17 protein-coding genes and 1 riboswitch are annotated in these 15,610 nt (G+C 69.5%); of the genes, 12 read left to right on the forward strand and 5 right to left on the reverse strand.

Annotation, left to right across the window (positions count from 1 at the left end):
- Positions 1–127 precede the first annotated feature (127 nt).
- Positions 128–760, reverse strand: a complete 633-nt coding sequence (locus tag EJK15_RS59750; RefSeq protein ID WP_138719284.1) for a TetR/AcrR family transcriptional regulator — start codon at positions 758–760, stop codon at positions 128–130.
- Positions 761–817: 57 nt separating this feature from the next.
- Between EJK15_RS59750 and EJK15_RS59755 the strand changes: the two genes are divergently transcribed.
- The gene (locus EJK15_RS59755; RefSeq protein WP_138719285.1) at positions 818–1,108 is read left to right on the forward strand and encodes an antibiotic biosynthesis monooxygenase; all 291 of its coding nucleotides are present in this window, start codon (positions 818–820) and stop codon (positions 1,106–1,108) included.
- Here the strand turns inward: EJK15_RS59755 and EJK15_RS59760 are convergent.
- Positions 1,105–2,154: a rod shape-determining protein gene (locus EJK15_RS59760; protein ID WP_138719286.1), complete on the reverse strand. Its 1,050-nt coding sequence runs from the start codon at positions 2,152–2,154 to the stop codon at positions 1,105–1,107. The two genes, EJK15_RS59755 and EJK15_RS59760, sit on opposite strands and share 4 nt — an antisense overlap.
- A gap of 355 nt (positions 2,155–2,509) precedes the next feature.
- Between EJK15_RS59760 and EJK15_RS59765 the strand changes: the two genes are divergently transcribed.
- From EJK15_RS59765 to EJK15_RS73705, 4 genes are all read left to right on the forward strand, one after another.
- Complete coding sequence (locus tag EJK15_RS59765) at positions 2,510–2,710, forward strand: DUF5302 domain-containing protein (RefSeq protein WP_138719287.1); 201 nt, start codon at positions 2,510–2,512, stop codon at positions 2,708–2,710.
- Between the two features lie 163 nt (positions 2,711–2,873).
- Positions 2,874–3,007, forward strand: a riboswitch (cyclic di-AMP (ydaO/yuaA leader).
- Between the two features lie 179 nt (positions 3,008–3,186).
- The gene (locus tag EJK15_RS59770; protein WP_240777916.1) at positions 3,187–3,951 is read left to right on the forward strand and encodes a hypothetical protein; all 765 of its coding nucleotides are present in this window, start codon (positions 3,187–3,189) and stop codon (positions 3,949–3,951) included.
- Positions 3,952–3,988: 37 nt separating this feature from the next.
- On the forward strand, positions 3,989–4,834 hold the full coding sequence (locus tag EJK15_RS59775) for an alpha/beta fold hydrolase (RefSeq protein WP_240777917.1): 846 nt from the start codon (positions 3,989–3,991) through the stop codon (positions 4,832–4,834).
- Complete coding sequence (locus EJK15_RS73705; RefSeq protein ID WP_206061929.1) at positions 4,834–5,127, forward strand: NAD(P)-dependent oxidoreductase; 294 nt, start codon at positions 4,834–4,836, stop codon at positions 5,125–5,127. Before EJK15_RS59775 ends, EJK15_RS73705 begins: the two co-directional genes overlap by 1 nt.
- Here the strand turns inward: EJK15_RS73705 and EJK15_RS59785 are convergent.
- Positions 5,121–6,329: a DUF4032 domain-containing protein gene (locus EJK15_RS59785; RefSeq protein ID WP_171075222.1), complete on the reverse strand. Its 1,209-nt coding sequence runs from the start codon at positions 6,327–6,329 to the stop codon at positions 5,121–5,123. The genes EJK15_RS73705 and EJK15_RS59785 overlap by 7 nt on opposite strands.
- Before the next feature lie 22 nt (positions 6,330–6,351).
- Here EJK15_RS59785 and EJK15_RS59790 point away from each other — a divergent pair, with 22 nt between their 5' ends.
- Entirely contained in the window at positions 6,352–7,956 is a 1,605-nt protein-coding gene (locus tag EJK15_RS59790; protein ID WP_138719288.1) for a DUF885 domain-containing protein, read from the forward strand.
- Between the two features lie 72 nt (positions 7,957–8,028).
- On the opposite strand, the gene EJK15_RS59795 is transcribed toward EJK15_RS59790, so the two are convergent.
- Positions 8,029–8,661, reverse strand: a complete 633-nt coding sequence (locus EJK15_RS59795) for a class II aldolase/adducin family protein (RefSeq protein ID WP_138719289.1) — start codon at positions 8,659–8,661, stop codon at positions 8,029–8,031.
- 198 nt (positions 8,662–8,859) lie between these two features.
- Complete coding sequence (locus EJK15_RS59800; protein ID WP_138719290.1) at positions 8,860–9,444, reverse strand: TetR/AcrR family transcriptional regulator; 585 nt, start codon at positions 9,442–9,444, stop codon at positions 8,860–8,862.
- A 46-nt stretch (positions 9,445–9,490) separates the two neighbouring features.
- Here EJK15_RS59800 and EJK15_RS59805 point away from each other — a divergent pair, with 46 nt between their 5' ends.
- From EJK15_RS59805 to EJK15_RS59830, 6 genes are all read left to right on the forward strand, one after another.
- Positions 9,491–10,408, forward strand: a complete 918-nt coding sequence (locus EJK15_RS59805; RefSeq protein WP_138719291.1) for a carbohydrate kinase family protein — start codon at positions 9,491–9,493, stop codon at positions 10,406–10,408.
- On the forward strand, positions 10,405–11,619 hold the full coding sequence (locus tag EJK15_RS59810; RefSeq protein ID WP_138719292.1) for an aminotransferase class III-fold pyridoxal phosphate-dependent enzyme: 1,215 nt from the start codon (positions 10,405–10,407) through the stop codon (positions 11,617–11,619). Before EJK15_RS59805 ends, EJK15_RS59810 begins: the two co-directional genes overlap by 4 nt.
- A gap of 282 nt (positions 11,620–11,901) precedes the next feature.
- Positions 11,902–13,347: an N-acetylglucosamine/diacetylchitobiose ABC transporter substrate-binding protein gene (gene ngcE / locus EJK15_RS59815; protein WP_138719293.1), complete on the forward strand. Its 1,446-nt coding sequence runs from the start codon at positions 11,902–11,904 to the stop codon at positions 13,345–13,347.
- A 4-nt stretch (positions 13,348–13,351) separates the two neighbouring features.
- Positions 13,352–14,266 (forward strand): carbohydrate ABC transporter permease, encoded by a 915-nt coding sequence (locus tag EJK15_RS59820; protein ID WP_138719294.1) that lies wholly within the window; start codon positions 13,352–13,354, stop codon positions 14,264–14,266.
- Between the two features lie 2 nt (positions 14,267–14,268).
- A complete protein-coding gene (locus EJK15_RS59825; protein WP_138719295.1) occupies positions 14,269–15,123 on the forward strand; it encodes a carbohydrate ABC transporter permease in 855 nt (284 codons plus the stop codon).
- 23 nt (positions 15,124–15,146) lie between these two features.
- Positions 15,147–15,422, forward strand: a complete 276-nt coding sequence (locus EJK15_RS59830; protein WP_138719296.1) for a 4a-hydroxytetrahydrobiopterin dehydratase — start codon at positions 15,147–15,149, stop codon at positions 15,420–15,422.
- The last annotated feature ends 188 nt before the right edge of the window (positions 15,423–15,610 follow it).

Genomic DNA, 15,610 nt, shown 5'->3' on the forward strand with positions numbered 1-15,610 from the left:
AGATGTGTATACGAGACAGCCCCCGCACCTCCCCAGGCACGCAGGACCCCGTCCTCGACAGGCTCGGCGGTGGGCAGTTGGAGCCCGGCCGCATCCAGCAGCATCCCAGCCCTCCGCCCGGCCGACCTCAGTCCTGGAGCAGTTGGGCGGCCAGCGTACGGTGCGTCCACTCCTCCCACCGCTCGGGCGACCACCCGCGCTCCCCGACGAACTGCAGGTAGACCTCCGGGCTGAGCAGACCGTAGAGCACGTCGGCCACGAACTCGGCCGAGACCCCGGCCCTCGCCCCCGGCTTGGCCATGAGCGAGCCGGCCGCCGCCCGCTGCACCGTGTAGCGGGGATCGACGCCCTGCGGCCAGAGCGCCGCCACCTCGGGATCCATCGCCACCGCCGTGTTCAGCACCTGGGTGATCGGCGCGACCCTCTCCAGCACGGCCCGCGTCCCGCGCACGTGCTCCCGCAGGTGCTCCTCGGCCCGCTCCGTGGCCATCGCGGCCCGGAACCACGCCCGCTCCATGGTCGCCACCGGCTCGTCGTCGCCGGCGATCGTGACGTCCACCAGTTCCTTCAGCAACGACCGCTTGTTGCCGAAGACGAAATAGATCGTCTGTACGGCCACGCCCGCCTTGTCGGCGACGTCCTGCAGATTCGTGGTGCCGTACCCGTCGCGCACGAACAGCTCCCCGGCCGCCTCCAGGATGCGCCTGCGCGTCTCCTGGGCTTTCTGCGTGCGCTTGCTGACCCGCTTGACATCGCTCATAGCTAAAGCTTAACTCTAGTCAGGTTAACTAGATTCCAACTCTAGAGAGGGACTCTCATGGCGATCATCCGCACCACCCGCTTCACCGCCGAGCCCGCCGACGCCGAGCAGGTGCTCGCCAGGCGCGCCGCCCTCATCGCCGCGCTCCGCGCCGCGACCCCAGGACTCACGGAGGCCAGGCTCACCCGGATCGACGAACGCACCTGGGTGGACATGTGGCGCTGGGACTCCCTCGCCGACCTGGAGGCCGCGACCGCGCTCGCCCCGTCGCTGCCGGAGACGAAGGCCGCGTTCGAGGTGGCCAAGGACCCGTCGGCCGAGCAGGGCGAGCTCGTCGACGAACGCTAGGCTCGGCGTCGCCCGACGGAGCCGGGCAGGCGTCTGAGCCTCGCGATCAGCCCCAGGTCGTCCACGCACTGCCCCAGGCCGAGCGCCACGCACTCCAGCGGCCGCTCCGCCCGCCGTACCGGGATGCAGAGCGCGGTACGCAGCCGCCTGCCCAGCCCGCGCAGCAGCGCGCCACCCCCCACCAGCACCGCGCCCCGTTCCCCGAGGTCCGCCGCCAGCTCCGGCGGGCAGCGCTCCACGATCCCGACCGCCGCTCGCACGATGGACTCCACCGGCTGCCTGGTCGCCTCGTAGATCCGCTGTACGGGCAGCGGCACCGCGCGCTCCCGGCCGGTCTCCACGTCGCGGCCGCGTACCACCACCTGCCGGTGCAGCGGCTTCCAGTCGGCGCCCGCGCTCCGCTTGGCCGCCTCCACTTCGCGCTCGTCGAGGAGCAGCCCGTGCTCGCGTTCGACCAGGCGGGCGATCGACCGGTTCATGGCCTGGCCGCCGCCGCCGAGCGTGCCGGAGGCCACCACGGCCCCGTGCGAGAGGACCGCGATCCTGGCAGAGTCGCGCCCGATGTCGATGACCATCCGCCCGGCGCAGTCCTTGACCGGCACGCCCGCGCCGAGCGCCGCCGCCAGCGCGTGCGGGATCAGCAGGATGTCCCGCGCCTCCGCATCGAACGCCACGTCCCGCAGCGCCGCCCGGTCGATCGGCGTAGAGCCTTCGGGTAGCGCCATGACCATCCGCGGCCTGGCGAACGGATTCCAGTGCACCTTGCGCACGAAATGCCGGACCAGGCGACGGGCGAGCTCGCCGTCGGCCGGCAGCCCGTCGCGGAAGGGCCAGCACGTCTCGCCGCAGGCCGCGTCCCCGCCGTACCCCAGGACCTCGCCCGTCCCGCCGCAGGCCGCGTCCGCGCCGTACCCCAGGACCTTGCCCGTCTCGGCGTCGCGCGCCACGGCCGAGGGCTCGTCGAGCACGATGCCCTTGCCCTTGACGTAGATCCGCGTGCTGGCCGCCCCGAGGTCGATCGCCAGGTCGCGACCGAGGAGGCTCATTGCCGGACCGGGGGGTTGACCATCATGCCGCTTCTATATCCGGGCCCGCCCCAACCCAATACCAGGAACAGAGCGGTTCCCCTTTACCTATGAGGCCGGCGAGTACCTGTGAGGCCGGCGAGGACCTCGTCGGCCAGGCGACGCCGGTGCGGATCTCCGCCGGCAGGCGCTGCGGATGGGGCTTCAGCACGGTCGACCTGCGTGTCCGAGCCGGTCCAGCTGTGTGCCCGACCGGCGCACGGTGCCCGCTGATCCCTTCAGGGAACCGCAGAGATTTCAAGACGCTGAGGCCGGTTTCGCGTCATAAGCGGCGCCATGCGAAGCTGTGATTGTCCCCAACACCTTGGAGGTCCTCATGGCGGAAACACCGGAGCCGGAAGTCAGCGAAACTCCCGAGGACGAGATGAAGCGCAAGTTCCGTGAGGCGCTGGAGCGCAAGCGCAACCAGCACGCCGATTCGGGCTCGGGTGGCAGGGGCGTCGACCCATCGAAGATCCACGGGGCGCACGGTCCGGCTGCGAGTAAAAGATCGTTCAGGCGCAAGAGCGGCGGCTGAGGCTGGAAGCAAGAGGGGGCACGGCATGCCGTGCCCCCTCTTGCTTTACCTGAGTACGTAGATCTTCGCCCGATTCATGACCAATCGATTGCGTTTGTCCGGAATACGTGGTTACAGTATGGCCCACTACCAGCCGGTGGCATGGCCCTTACCCAGGAGGGACAGCCGGCTGGCGCCGAATCCCGATCCGTCGGGAACCGGGGACCCACTTCGTTGGGGTGAATCCGACCTGTGTCGGTAGGGCATCTCCACGCCCGAACCCGTCAGCTAACCCGGTAGGCGTGATGGAGAGGACACATCACACCCATGTATCACCGCGTCAGACCCCCAGGCAGCGTAGTGTCGGCCGCCGACTGAGCGGCGCCCTTTTCCAGGCTCTTCCGCGCTCCGCGTAGCAGATTGCTCGGCGTTCTGCCCCGCCATGCCCTTTTTCGGTGAGTGCGCGTCCCTGTCCCCTCGTAAAGGACCACTGCCTCATGTCTGCTCGTTTCGGCCTGCGTTCCCTCGCCCTGTTCGCCGTTTCCGCCGTCGGCGCGCTCACCGTCGCCTGCACGGCGGTCCACGCCGACTCCGACACCGATAAAAAGGTACTGCTCAAGGGCTCGACCACGGCGTCCTACTTCTGGGACGACGCCTCCGGTCGCGCCGGTGACACGGGCCTGCCCGCCAGCGGCAAGCCCATGCAGAAGGGCCTGGCCGCAAGCCCTAGCTGGCCGCTGCTGACCGAGGGCTACGTGATGTACAAGGGCAAGAAGATGCCCTTCTTCGTCGGCGACCGCGGCCCCGGCAAACCCTCCAACAGGGGCATCATGCTGGACCTGGACGCCAAGACCTTCGCCGAGCTGACCGGCGGAACCTTCAACTCCGACACCCTCGGCGTCGACGGCGTCGGCGGCCAGGGCCACATCGAGGTCGACTACATCATCACCAAGTGGGGTGACGGTGTCGGCAAGAAGAACTACCCGGTCGCCTTCTCCACCGGCGCCTGGGCCGAGCGGGACAACAACCCGGCGGAGCCGCCGCAGGTCCTGGCCGAGGAGAAGCCGTCTGAGGAGCCCGACGAGGAGTCCGCGGGCGGCAAGGCCGTCGCCGCCCCCGAGCGGCCCGTGGCGGCCGCGCCCCAGGGTGAGGCCGAGGAGTCCGGCACAGTGGGCGGCGTCCTCGTCGCGGGCGCTCTCGCCATGGCCGGCGGCGGCGTGGTGCTCGGCGGCGAGCGCATCCGCAGGCTCGTCACGCGCTGACTTTACGGAGCGGGACCAGAATGTCATTCTGGTCTTCGTGACCACCCGCGCAGCCGTCAACGGCATCGAAATCGCCTACGAGTCCTTCGGCTCACCCGAAGGACGACCCCTGCTCCTCGTCATGGGGCTCGGCGCCCAGCTCATCCACTGGGACGAAGACTTCTGCCGGCTCCTGGCCGAGCAGGGACACCACGTCGTACGGTTCGACAACCGCGACGTGGGCCTGTCCACGCACTTCCACGACGCGGGCGTCCCCGAGGCGGGGGCGCCCGCGCCGTACCTGCTGGACGACCTGGCCGACGATGCCGCCGGACTCATGGACGCCCTCGGGTGGCCCGCCGCCCACGTGGTCGGCGCCTCCATGGGCGGGATGATCGCCCAGGCGCTGGCCATCCGGCATCCCGCACGCGTGCTGACCCTGACCTCGATCATGTCGACCACGGGCCCCCGGGTCGCCCCGCCGACGCCGGCCGCTATCGCGGCGCTGACGGCCACGCCGCCCGCCGACCGCGCGGCCGTCCTGGAGCAGGCGCTGCAGACCTGGTCGGTCATAGGTTCGCCCGGCTACGAGCTGGACCGCGAGCGGATCACCATGATGGCCGGCCTGGCCTATGACCGGTGCTTCGACCCGGCGGGCACGGCCAGGCAGCTCGCCGCCATCATGGACTCGGGCAGCCGTACGGAGCAGCTCGCCCGGGTGACCGTGCCCACGCTGGTCCTGCACGGCGAGGAGGACCAGCTCGTCCCGGTCGAGGGCGGTCGCGCCACGGCGGCGGCCGTTCCCGGCGCCCGGCTGGTGACCTACCCGGGCATGGGTCACGACCTGCCGCGCCCGCTCTGGCCCGCCTTGGTGACCGAGATCACCAAACTGACCGGCGGCTGATGATCGATGCTGGCCAAGGGCTACGACGCCGTCGTCCCGGCCATCGCCCCGCCGCGCGACGGCACCGAGCCGAAGGAGCCCTTCCTCGACGCCAACCGTGCCCTGATCGAGGGCGTGCGCGCGGCCGGGGTGCGCCGGGCGAGCGCACCGGCGTCTACCGCATCGGCGGCGACGACCTGCTGGCCGACTCCGAGGGCCGCAGCGTCATCAGCGCCGAGGACTACGCGGTCGCCGTCGCGGACGAGCTGGAGAGCGGCGCCCATCCACGCCGGCGCATCACCGTCGCTTACTGATCGGGCTCCTCAGGGAGCAGCGCCTTCTCGTCGGGCTTGTGGACCAGCACATTGTCCACGTACGACTTCACCGCCGTGGCCAGCCCCACGTCGCCGTCCGCCTGCTCCGACAGGTACCAGCGGTGGTCGAGTATCTCGTGGAACAACTGCGCGGGCTCCAGCTTCCCGCGCAGCTCCGCGGGAATGCCGTCGACCGTCGGCTGGAACACCTCCGCCAGCCACCGGTGCGCCACGATGGCCTCGTCCTCGTGCCGCAGCCCTTTGGCCACCCGGAACCCGTCGAGGTCGTTGAGCAGCCGCCGCGCCTGGTTCTCCTCGACGTCGAGCCCCGTGAGCCGGAGCAGCCGCCGCTGGTGGTGCCCGGCGTCGACGACCTTCGGGCGCACGATCAGCCGTCCGGTGCCGACCTTGCGCCGCACCATCATCTCCGCCACGTCGAAGCCCAGCAGGTTGAGCCGCCTGATCCGCTGCTCCACGCGGTGCCAGTCCACCTCCTCGATGATCTCGCTCTCGGTGATCTCGTCCCACAGGCGGTGGTAGCGGGCGACGACGTCCTCGGCGGTGTCCATGGGGTCGATCGACGGGTGCAGCAGCCCGCCGGCCTCCAGGTCGAGCATCTCGCCGAAGATGTTCGTGTGCGCGGCGTCGATGTCGCCGAGCCGCTGGCCCTCGCTGATCATCGGGTGCATCTCGCCGGTCTCGGCGTCCACCAGGTAAGCCGCGAACGCCCCCGCGTCCCTGCGGAACAACGTGTTGGACAGCGAGCAGTCGCCCCAGTAGAAGCCGTTCAGGTGCAGCCGCACCAGCAGCACGGCCAGCGCGTCAAGCAGCCGGGTGAGCGTGTCGGGGCGCAGCGTGCCCGACATGACGGCGCGGTACGGCAGCGAGAACTGCAGGTGCCGGGTGATCAGCGCCGCGTCGAGGCCCTCGTCTCGGCCGGTCACGTACGCGACGGGCTCCACGGCGGGCGCGTCCAGCCTGGCCAGGTCCCACAGCAGCCGGTACTCGCGCTTGGCGTAGCGCTCGCTGATCTCCTTGATCGCGTACACCTTGCCGGAGAGCCGGGCGAAGCGCACCACGTGCCGCGAGATGCCGCGCGGGAGATCGACGAGATGGTGTTGCGGCCAGTCTTCGAGGGGGACGTCCCATGGAAGGCGGATGAGGTCGGGGTCGCCGAGCGCTCCGGTGATCTGCAGGGGCATTTGCTCAGGATATGGTGCGTCGGTGGACGAGTTTCTCAAGTGGTACTTTTCCGACCGTCCTGTCGTCGCCAGCTTCCTGGGGGCGGACGGTTACGATCACACCCTCGGTGATTTCACCGCCTCCGCCTGGGCCGCTCGCGAGCAGGAGGAGACCCGCTGGCTCGAACGCCTGTCGGCGGCCGAGGCCCCGTCCTTCGACGACGCCATCGACAGAGATCTGGTCCTCTCGCACCTGAGAGGCTCGATCGCGATGGCCTCCTGGCCCGAGTGGCGCCGCGACCCGGCCGTCTACCTCGCGTCGATCTTCAGCTCGATGTACACGCCGTTCCAGCGGCGGCTCAAGCCGGAGTCCGAGCTGGTGCCGGCCGCCGTCTCCCGGCTGGCCGAGGTGCCCGGCGTGCTGGCGGCCTGCCGGGCGAACCTGGACCCTGATCTGGCGGCGCCGCTGCTCGTCCAGCGGGGCCTCGGCCAGGCGCGCACCGGCCGCAACTTCCTCACCCGCACGGTCCCCGGCATGGTCGAGGACCCCGAGCTGCGCGCGAGGCTGGCCACCGCCGCCGAGCCCGCCGCCCAGGCGTTCGACGAACTTGTCACGTTCCTGGAGCGTTTCACCTGCGGCGGCACCTGGCGGATGGGGGAGCGGCTCTACTCCACGCTGCTGCGCGAGCGCGAGCTCCTCGGGTACGGCGCCGCCGAGCTGCACGAGAAGGGCAAGGCCGCCTGGGCCGAGCTGGACGCCCGGATGCGGCAGGTGGCGGTCCGGGTCAACGGCACCGAGGACTGGCGGGCGGCGATGGAGTCCCTCATGGACGACCATCCGCCGACATTGGCGGACATGCGGGCCGAGTACGCCGCGGAGACCCAGCGGGCCAGGGACTTCGTCAAGGAGCGGGACCTGGTCACGTTCGCCGAGGGCGAGGAGTGTCACGTGCTGCCCTCGGCCGAGTACACCCGGCCGATCCTGTCCGTCGCCCACTACCTCTCGCCGCCGCCGCTGAGCAGCTCGCGGACCGGCGTCTTCTTCGTGCCGTACACGCCCGACGACTTCACCCCCGAGCAGGTACGCCAGCGCCTGCGGACGAACTCGCGGGCCCAGATGCCGTCGATCGCGGTCCACGAGGCTTACCCGGGGCACCACTGGCACCTGTCGTACATGGCGGGCAACCCCCGTACCGTCAGGAAGGTCTTCCGCACGGCGTACTTCACCGAGGGCTGGGCCCTCTACGTCGAGAAGCTCCTGCACGAGCAGGGCTACTTCGACACCCCGGCCACCGAGCTGGCCCACCTGGACTGCCGGATCTTCCGCGCCGCCAGGATCGTCGTGGACACCGCGCTGCACTGCGAGGACATGTCCATCGAAGAGGCAGAGACGTTCATGGCCACGAAGGCGTCGCTGTCGCCCGGCACCGCCCAGGGCGAGGTGAACCGCTACTGCGCCTGGCCCACACAGGCGCCCTCCTACCTGACCGGCGCCATCGAGATCGACCGCATCCGCGGGTCCTTCCAGGGGCCGCTGAAGGAGTTCCACGACAGGATCGCGGGCTCCGGTGGCCTGCCGCTGGGCCTGGCGGAACAGGCGAGTGAGCGCCGTCGCCTGGAGGAGGAGCGGCAGGAGCGTAGCGACTAGAGCGACGGGGGAAGGCGGCGGCGTATGGCGAACGAGCCGCCGAACGGAGTGAGGCAATGAGCACTGCGGCACTCAGCGACGGGGGAACGACGGCGGGTTGAGCGAGCGCTCCACCACGGCGGCGAGCTGCTCCTCCGTCAGGATGGCCGGCTTGCCGACGCCGAGGCCCCGCACGTAGACCTCGCACAGCCACTCCAGCAGCCGGGTGGCCTCGAACGCCTGCTCCAGCGTCGCCCCGATGGTCACCCCGCCGTGGTTGGCCATCAGGGCGGCCTGCTTGCCGGCCAGCGCCGCCCGCACGTTGGCGGCCAGCTCTGGGGTGCCGTACGTGGCGTACTCGGCGACCTTGACCACGCCGCCGAGCAGCAGCGCGTTGTAGTGCACCGGCGGCAGCTCGGCCATCGTGGTCGCCACGACGGTGCCGAACACCGAGTGCGTGTGGACGACGGCCTGCGTGCCGGTGGTCTCGTAGACGGCCAGGTGCATGGGGGTTTCACTGGACGGCTGCAGCTCGCCCTCGACCAGGTAGCCCTCGACGTCCACGATCGGGCACATCTCCGGCGTCAGCCGGTCGAGCGCCGCCCCCGACGGGGTGACCGCGACCAGGTCGCCCTGGCGCACGCTCAGGTTGCCCGAGGTGCCGATGACCAGGCCGAGCTCGACGGCGCGCCGTCCGTAGTCGCACAGCTGCTCGCGGAGGCTCATACCCTGCCAATGTAGTCGGTCGTCCGAAATACGGTCAATCACCCTGCTCATGGCCTCACTCCGTGAGGCGGCTCGGTCGCCATATGCCGCCGCCTGTTCATGGCCTCACTCCGTTCGGCGGCTCGGTCGCCATATGCCGCCGCCTTCCCCCGCTCTGGTCGCTTCGCTCCCGCCGCTCCTCCAGGCGACGGCACTCCCTCACAGGCGGTCGAGGGCCTGGAGCATGTGTCGTTCGAGGTCGACGCGGGTCAGCCGTCCCGGGTAGAGCAGCAGGTGCAGGCTGAGCCCGTCGACCAAGGCCAGCAGGTGCTCGGTCAGGTCGTCGAGGTTGTCGTCCGTGCGCAGCTCGCCGGCCGCGCGAGCCTGGCCCAGCAGGTCGCGTACGGCGGCCCGCAGCTCGGCCGCCTCCGCCCGCTGCACCTCGGCCAGCTGCTCGGAGGCCAGGCTCCGGCTCCAGAAGCTCACCTCCAGCCGCGTCTCCTGGGTGCGCACGGCGTCCAGCGGCAGGTTGTCGAGCAGCAGCTCGCGCAGGGCGGCCAGCCCTGTCACGCCCTCCACCTTGCGGGCCAGTCGCCCCCGGATGCGCTGATGCGACTGGCGCAGCGCCGACAGCAGGATCTCGTCCTTGTCGGCGAAGTAGTGGGCGAGCACCCCGTTGGAGAAGCCTGCCTCCTTGGCGATGGCCCGGGTCGTGGCGGCGTCGATGCCGTCTCTGACGATCACCCGGCGGGCCGCCGACAGGACCTCGCGCCTGCGCTCGTCGTGATCGACGATCTTCGGCATCGATTCCTCCGTTGACTTTTTAGTCGGACGTCTGTCTATTTAGACTATGACCGTTGTCACCGTCGGCGTCCATATCGCCGACATCCTCGCCAGGCCCGTCGAGCACATCCCCGAGGGCCAGGACACCGTGCTGGTCGACCAGATCCGCCTCACCGCCGCGGGCGCCGCCGCGGGGACGGCGGTGGACCTGGTCAAGCTGGGCAACGACGTGGTCACGATGGGCGCCATCGGTGATGACGAGCTCGGTGATTTCCTGCTGATGGTGCTGGCCAAGCGGGGGGTGGACGTCTCCTGCCTGGCGCGCAGGGCGGGAGAGCAGACCGCCGCCTCGATCCTGCCCATCAGGCCGGACGGCGGGCGGCCCAGCTTCCACGTGCCCGGCGCGAACCTCTCCGTGACGTACGCCGACCTGGACGCCGGCGTGCTGCGCGGCGCGCGGGCGATCCACCTGGGCGGGATGGACGTCACCTTCGGCCTGGGGGACCCGGCCTTCTTCGCCCTCCTGGACGAGGTACGGGCCGCCGGGACGATCATCGCGATGGACCTCCTCTCAGAGATGCCCGACTTATTGGGAATGGCCCGGGCCTTCCTCCCGCACGTGGACTACGTCCTGCCGAACGAGTCCCAGGCCCTCCTCATGACGGGCGCGGCGGACATCGCCACCGCGGCGGCGGCCTTGCTGTCGGACGGCCCGCGCGGCGTCCTCGTGACGCTGGGCGAGGAAGGCAGCCTCGTCGTCACCGAGTCGGGCTCCGAACGCGTGCCCGCGCTCAAGACGGACGTCGCCGACACGACCGGCTGCGGCGACGCGTACTGCGCCGGCTTCCTCACCGGCCTCCTCCACGGCCAGGACGTCCTGACCGCCGCCCGATGGGGCACGGCCGCCGCCGCCCGCGTCGCCACCGGCCTCGGTTCGGACGCCGGCATCACCGACCTCGAATCCACCCTAAGGATGCTCACATGAAAGACGCCGAACTCCGCCGGCGGGCCGCGAAGGTCGTCCCCGGCGGCATGTACGGGCACCTCAACGCCGCCATCTTCGCCCCCGGCTACCCGCAGTTCTTCGAGCGTGCCGAGGGCTGCCGGCAGTGGGACGTGGACGGCCGCGAGTACATCGACTTCATGTGCAGCTGGGGCCCCATCGTGCTCGGGCACCGGCACCCGCGCGTCGAGGAGGCCGCCGCCCGCCAGGCCGCGCTCGGCGACTGCCTCAACGGGCCTGGACCGATCATGGTGGAGCTCGCCGAGCTGCTCGTGGACCTGATCCCCAGCGCCGACTGGGCGATGTTCTCCAAGAACGGCACCGACGCCACCACGCAGGCGCTGATGGTCGCCAGGGCCGCGACCGGGCGCACGAAGGTGCTGATGGCGCACGGGGCCTATCACGGGGCGGACCCGTGGTGCACGCCCTCCCTGGCCGGCACGACGCCGAACGAGCGGGCCGACCTGGTCGAGTTCACGTACAACTCGCTGTCGTCCTTGGAGGCCGCGGCGGCCACCGTGGAGGGGGACGTGGCGGCGATCATCGTGACGCCGTTCAAGCACGACTCCTTCGAGGACCAGGAGCTGGTCGAGCCCGCCTTCGCGCGCGGCGCCCGCGCCCTGGCCGACCGGCTCGGGGCGGCCCTGGTGATCGACGACGTGCGGGCCGGCTTCCGGATCGACCTGCGGGGCTCCTGGGAGCCGTACGGGGTGCGCCCCGACCTGACGGCCTGGTCCAAGGCCATGGCGAACGGCCACCCGATCGCCGCCGTAACCGGCACCGACGCGCTCCGCGGCCCGGCCCAGACGCTGTACTCGACCGGCTCGTTCTGGTTCTCGGCGGTGGCGATGGCCGCGGCCAAGGCCACCATCGAGACCCTGCGCGACACGGACGGCATCGCGGCCATGGAGAGGGCGGGCACGCAACTGCGCGAGGGGTTGTACGCCCAGGCCAAGTCCCACGGCTTCGTGGTGAACCAGACCGGGCCGGTGACGATCCCGTGGCTCAGCTTCGACGGCGACGCCGACCTGTCCGTCGCCATGTACTGGAGCGACGCGTGCCTGCGGAACGGGGTGTACGTGCATCCGTGGCACAACTGGTTCATGTCGGCCGCCCACACGGAGTCCGACGTCGCCAAGGCCTTGGAGGGCATGGACCAGGCCTTCGCCGAAACCCGCGCCCACTTCGCCTGAGCGCCTCCGCCCGCAACGTCACGATCATGGATCCCGAGACCGGCGCCGTGGCGTTCACCGAGGCGTTCCGCACCCTTGCCCTCCCCGGTCCGCGTCCACAATGCTGTCGTCTGACTCACCGGTAGGTGTACTCACAGTCAGGCGACCAGCGAAAACATCAATCTAGGAGAACGGTCACGGCAGGGTCACGGCTCGATTGCACCCCTTGACGGGTGTCAGCGGGCGTCCGTACCTTCGGGGCAAACATTTAGGAAACTTTCCTAATTCACCTCGGGAGCCCCCATGACCCACCCGGGCGACATCACACGGCGCGAGTTGCTCCGTCGCATCGGCATGACCGCGTTCGTCGCCGGCCCCGGCGCGGGCCTGCTGAGCGCCTGCGCCACCGCGGGAACGGGCGGCGATCCCACGCCCGCGCCCGCGACCTCGATCGCCGCCTCCGCCGATCCCAAGAACCCGTTCGGCGTCGACGCGAAGAAGCCGCTCGAAGTCGTCATCTTCAGCGGCGGGTACGGCGACGCGTACGCCAAGGACCTGCACGAGGAGCTCTACAAGAAGGCGTTCCCCGGTGTGACGATCAAGCACACCGCCACTCAGCAGATCGGCACCCAGCTCCGCCCGCGCTTCGTCGGCGACGACGCGCCCGACGTGCTCAACAACTCCGGCCCCGAGGCGCTGGACCTGGCCGCCCTGGCCGCCGAGGGCCACCTGGCGGACCTGGCCCCGCTGTTCGACGCGCCCTCCATCGACGACCCGGGCAAGAAGGTGCGCGACACCGTCACGCCCGCCGTGCTCGACAACGCCAAGATCAACGACAAGGACCTGGTGCTGAACTACACCGTGTCCCACCGCGCGCTCTGGTACAACGCCAAGCTCTTCGAGGCCAAGGGATGGACGCTGCCGAAGACGTGGGCCGAGTTCACGGCCCTGGGGGAGGAGGCGAAGAAGGACGGCGTCCTGCTCTTCGCGTACCCCGGGCAGAAGGGCCCGTACTACCAGCTCTGGAACGTCCTCTACACCGCCGCCAAGATCGGCGGCAACCAGGTCGTCATCGACATCGACAACCTGGTGGACAACGCCTGGAACGCCGAGGCCATGAAGCAGGCGGTCACGGCGTGGGCCGACGTCCAGGCGAAGTACGGCGACAAGGCGTACTTCGGCCTCGACCACACGCAGACCCAGATCAAGCACCTGCAGAACAAGCTGCTGTTCTACCCGGTCGGGTCCTGGATCGAGAACGAGATGGCCAAGGACCAGCCGCAGGACTTCCAATACGCCATCGCCCCCATTCCCGACGTGACCGCGGCCGACAAGATGCCGTACGGCGCGATCCAGGTCGGCGTCGGCGAGAACTTCGTCGTCGCCTCCAAGGGCAAGAACCCGCAGGGCGGTCTGGAGTACCTGCGCCTGATGCTGTCCAAGGAAGGCGCGAAGGGCTTCACCGAGAAGACCAAGAACCTCACCGTGGTGAACGGCGCCGCCGAGGGCGTCGACCTGCCCGCCGGCCTGAAGAGCGCGGCCAAGGCGCAGGACGCGGCCGGCCAGAACATCATCACCGACGCCCGTTTCGAGGGCTGGTACAAGGAGCTCTTCGACTACGGCACCGAGCAGATCAACGTGGTCATGGCCGGCCGGATCACCCCGGAGAAGTTCTGCGCCAACATGCAGAAGAAGGCCGACGGCATCAAGAAGGACGACTCCGTCGCCAAGCAGACGCGGAGCCAATAGCACGATGGAGCGGTTGCGCAAATACGGCTTCATCGCCGGATTCCTCGTCGTCCCCGTCGCCCTCTATTCGGTCTTCGTCATCAGCCCCTACGTCCAGGCGTTCCAGCTCTCGCTGACGAGCTGGAACGGATATTCCTCGGTCGTGCGATACGTGGGGCTGGACAATTTCGGCCGGTTGTTCGAGGACGAGATCTTCTGGCAGGCCCTGCGCAATCACGGGATCCTCCTGCTCGTGCTGCCGATCGCGACCATCGTCATCGCGCTGTTCCTGTCCTTCCTGCTGAACCTGGGCGGCGGCACGCGCGGCGCGGGCATGAGGGGCGTCTGGGGGTCGAAGTTCTACCGGGTGGTGTTCTTCTTCCCCCAGGTCCTCGCCGTGGCCGTGGTCGGGGTGCTGTTCCAGGCCGTCTACCGGCCGGACGCGGACGGCGTCGTCAACGGCGTGCTCGCCAGGTTCGGCGTCGAGCCCGTGGGCTGGCTGACCGAGCCGGGGCTCGCCCTCTGGTCGATCATCGCGGTGATGGTCTGGCAGGGGGTCGGGTTCTACGTCGTGCTCTTCTCCGCCGGAATGGCGGCCATTCCCAAGGACTATTTCGAGGCCGCGGCGCTCGACGGCGCCGGGCGCATGCGGCTGTTCTTCTCGATAACGCTGCCGCTGCTGCGCGACACCGTCCAGGTCGGCTGGATCTATCTCGGCATCGCGGCCTTCGACGGGTTCGCGCTGATCCAGGTGCTGGCGGGGGACAAGGGCGAGCCCGACGGGGCCACGACCATCCTGCCGATCACCGTCTACAAGACGGCCTTCGCCTACAACAAGGTCGGGTACGCCTCCGCGATGGGCGTGGCGCTGTTCTTCCTTACCGTGACGTTCGCCGTACTGACCTTGCGTACGACCAGGCGTGAGAGGGTTGAGCTCTAGACATGGCCTCGCGTGACACAGGCAGGCCGCGGCCCGGCGTGCTCAGTGGGCTCTCCCACATGGCGCTGGCGGTCTGGGCGCTGCTGATCATCCTGCCGTTGTTGTGGACGTTCCTGGCGTCGTTCAAGACCAACACCGAGATCTTCGGCGACCCGCTGCAGCTGCCGGGCGCGGTGCGGCTCGACTCGTGGGGCCGGGCCTGGAACAAGGCGCACATCGGGCAATACATGCTCAACACGGTCGTCGTCGTGTTCTTCGGCACGGCGGGGACGATGTTGTTCGGGTCGATGGCGGCGTACGTGCTGGCGCGCTACCGGTTCATCGGCAACAAGCTGATCTATTACTACTTCGTGGCAGGACTGTCGTTCCCCGTCTTCCTGGCGCTGGGGCCGCTCTTCTTCGTCGTCAAGCAGTTCGGCCTGCTGAACTCGCACGTCGGCCTGGTCCTCGTCTACATCGCCTATTCGCTCCCGTTCACCGTGTTCTTCCTGGCGGCGTTCTTCCGGTCGCTGCCGGACGCCGTCGCCGAGGCCGCCATGATCGACGGCGCCTCGCACACCCGTACGTTCTTCCAGATCATGGTCCCCATGGCCAGGCCCGGCCTGGTCAGCATCACGATCTTCAACGTGCTCGGCCAGTGGAACCAGTACCTGCTGCCCCTCGTCCTCCTGGCCGGCGACCCGGACAAATGGGTCATCACCCAGGGCATCGCCAAGATCTCCACTTTGGCGGGGTACGAGGCGGACTGGCCGGGCCTGTTCGCCGCCCTGAGCATGACGATCCTTCCCGTTATGATCATCTACATCATCTTCCAGCGTCAGATCCAGTCGGGCCTCAGCTCCGGGGCGCTGAAATAATGTGGCTCGGGAGGGAGGTCTCCATGGACATCGAGAGCAAGCTCAAGGATCTGCCCGAATGGCGGCGCGAGGGCGACGAGATCCGGCGCACGGTCACCGCGCCCGGCTTCCCCGCCGCCATTCGCATCGTCGACGAGATCGCGGTCAAGGCCGAGGAGCTCAACCACCACCCCGACATCGACATCCGCTGGCGCACGCTGCACCTGGCGCTCACCACCCACGACAAGGGCGGGCTCACCGAGCTCGACTTCACCCTGGCCGCCATGATCGACGACATCGCGGCAAAACACGGCGCCTGAACGGCATCCTGCCGAATACTCACCGTAGTGGGCCGGTCACTCGTTAGAGTGGGTGCCTTCTCGGAGCCCGCCTGCCGTAAGGGCTCGGACTATGGGGAGTTCTCATGCGCGTGTCCGCACTACTGCTCATCCTGCTCGCCGTGGCCGGCGCCGGGGCCTGCGCGGGCCCGCCCGCCCCGCTCCAGAAG

Source organism: Nonomuraea basaltis, from assembly GCF_005893125.1.
Taxonomy (GTDB): Bacteria; Actinomycetota; Actinomycetes; order Streptosporangiales; family Streptosporangiaceae; genus Nonomuraea; species Nonomuraea basaltis.

Bases quoted from the DNA above. Each gene is read 5' to 3' on its own strand.
- EJK15_RS59770 (WP_240777916.1), top strand. From the start codon at position 3,187: ATGTCTGCTCGTTTCGGCCTGCGTTCCCTCGCCCTGTTCGCCGTTTCC.
- EJK15_RS73705 (WP_206061929.1), top strand. From the start codon at position 4,834: ATGATCGATGCTGGCCAAGGGCTACGACGCCGTCGTCCCGGCCATCGC.
- EJK15_RS59755 (WP_138719285.1), top strand. From the start codon at position 818: ATGGCGATCATCCGCACCACCCGCTTCACCGCCGAGCCCGCCGACGCC.
- EJK15_RS59750 (WP_138719284.1), bottom strand. From the start codon at position 760: ATGAGCGATGTCAAGCGGGTCAGCAAGCGCACGCAGAAAGCCCAGGAG.
- EJK15_RS59765 (WP_138719287.1), top strand. From the start codon at position 2,510: ATGGCGGAAACACCGGAGCCGGAAGTCAGCGAAACTCCCGAGGACGAG.
- EJK15_RS59830 (WP_138719296.1), top strand. From the start codon at position 15,147: ATGGACATCGAGAGCAAGCTCAAGGATCTGCCCGAATGGCGGCGCGAG.
- EJK15_RS59785 (WP_171075222.1), bottom strand. From the start codon at position 6,329: ATGCCCCTGCAGATCACCGGAGCGCTCGGCGACCCCGACCTCATCCGC.
- EJK15_RS59810 (WP_138719292.1), top strand. From the start codon at position 10,405: ATGAAAGACGCCGAACTCCGCCGGCGGGCCGCGAAGGTCGTCCCCGGC.
- EJK15_RS59800 (WP_138719290.1), bottom strand. From the start codon at position 9,444: ATGCCGAAGATCGTCGATCACGACGAGCGCAGGCGCGAGGTCCTGTCG.
- EJK15_RS59820 (WP_138719294.1), top strand. From the start codon at position 13,352: ATGGAGCGGTTGCGCAAATACGGCTTCATCGCCGGATTCCTCGTCGTC.
- EJK15_RS59825 (WP_138719295.1), top strand. From the start codon at position 14,269: ATGGCCTCGCGTGACACAGGCAGGCCGCGGCCCGGCGTGCTCAGTGGG.
- EJK15_RS59805 (WP_138719291.1), top strand. From the start codon at position 9,491: ATGACCGTTGTCACCGTCGGCGTCCATATCGCCGACATCCTCGCCAGG.
- ngcE (WP_138719293.1), top strand. From the start codon at position 11,902: ATGACCCACCCGGGCGACATCACACGGCGCGAGTTGCTCCGTCGCATC.
- EJK15_RS59760 (WP_138719286.1), bottom strand. From the start codon at position 2,154: ATGAGCCTCCTCGGTCGCGACCTGGCGATCGACCTCGGGGCGGCCAGC.
- EJK15_RS59795 (WP_138719289.1), bottom strand. From the start codon at position 8,661: ATGAGCCTCCGCGAGCAGCTGTGCGACTACGGACGGCGCGCCGTCGAG.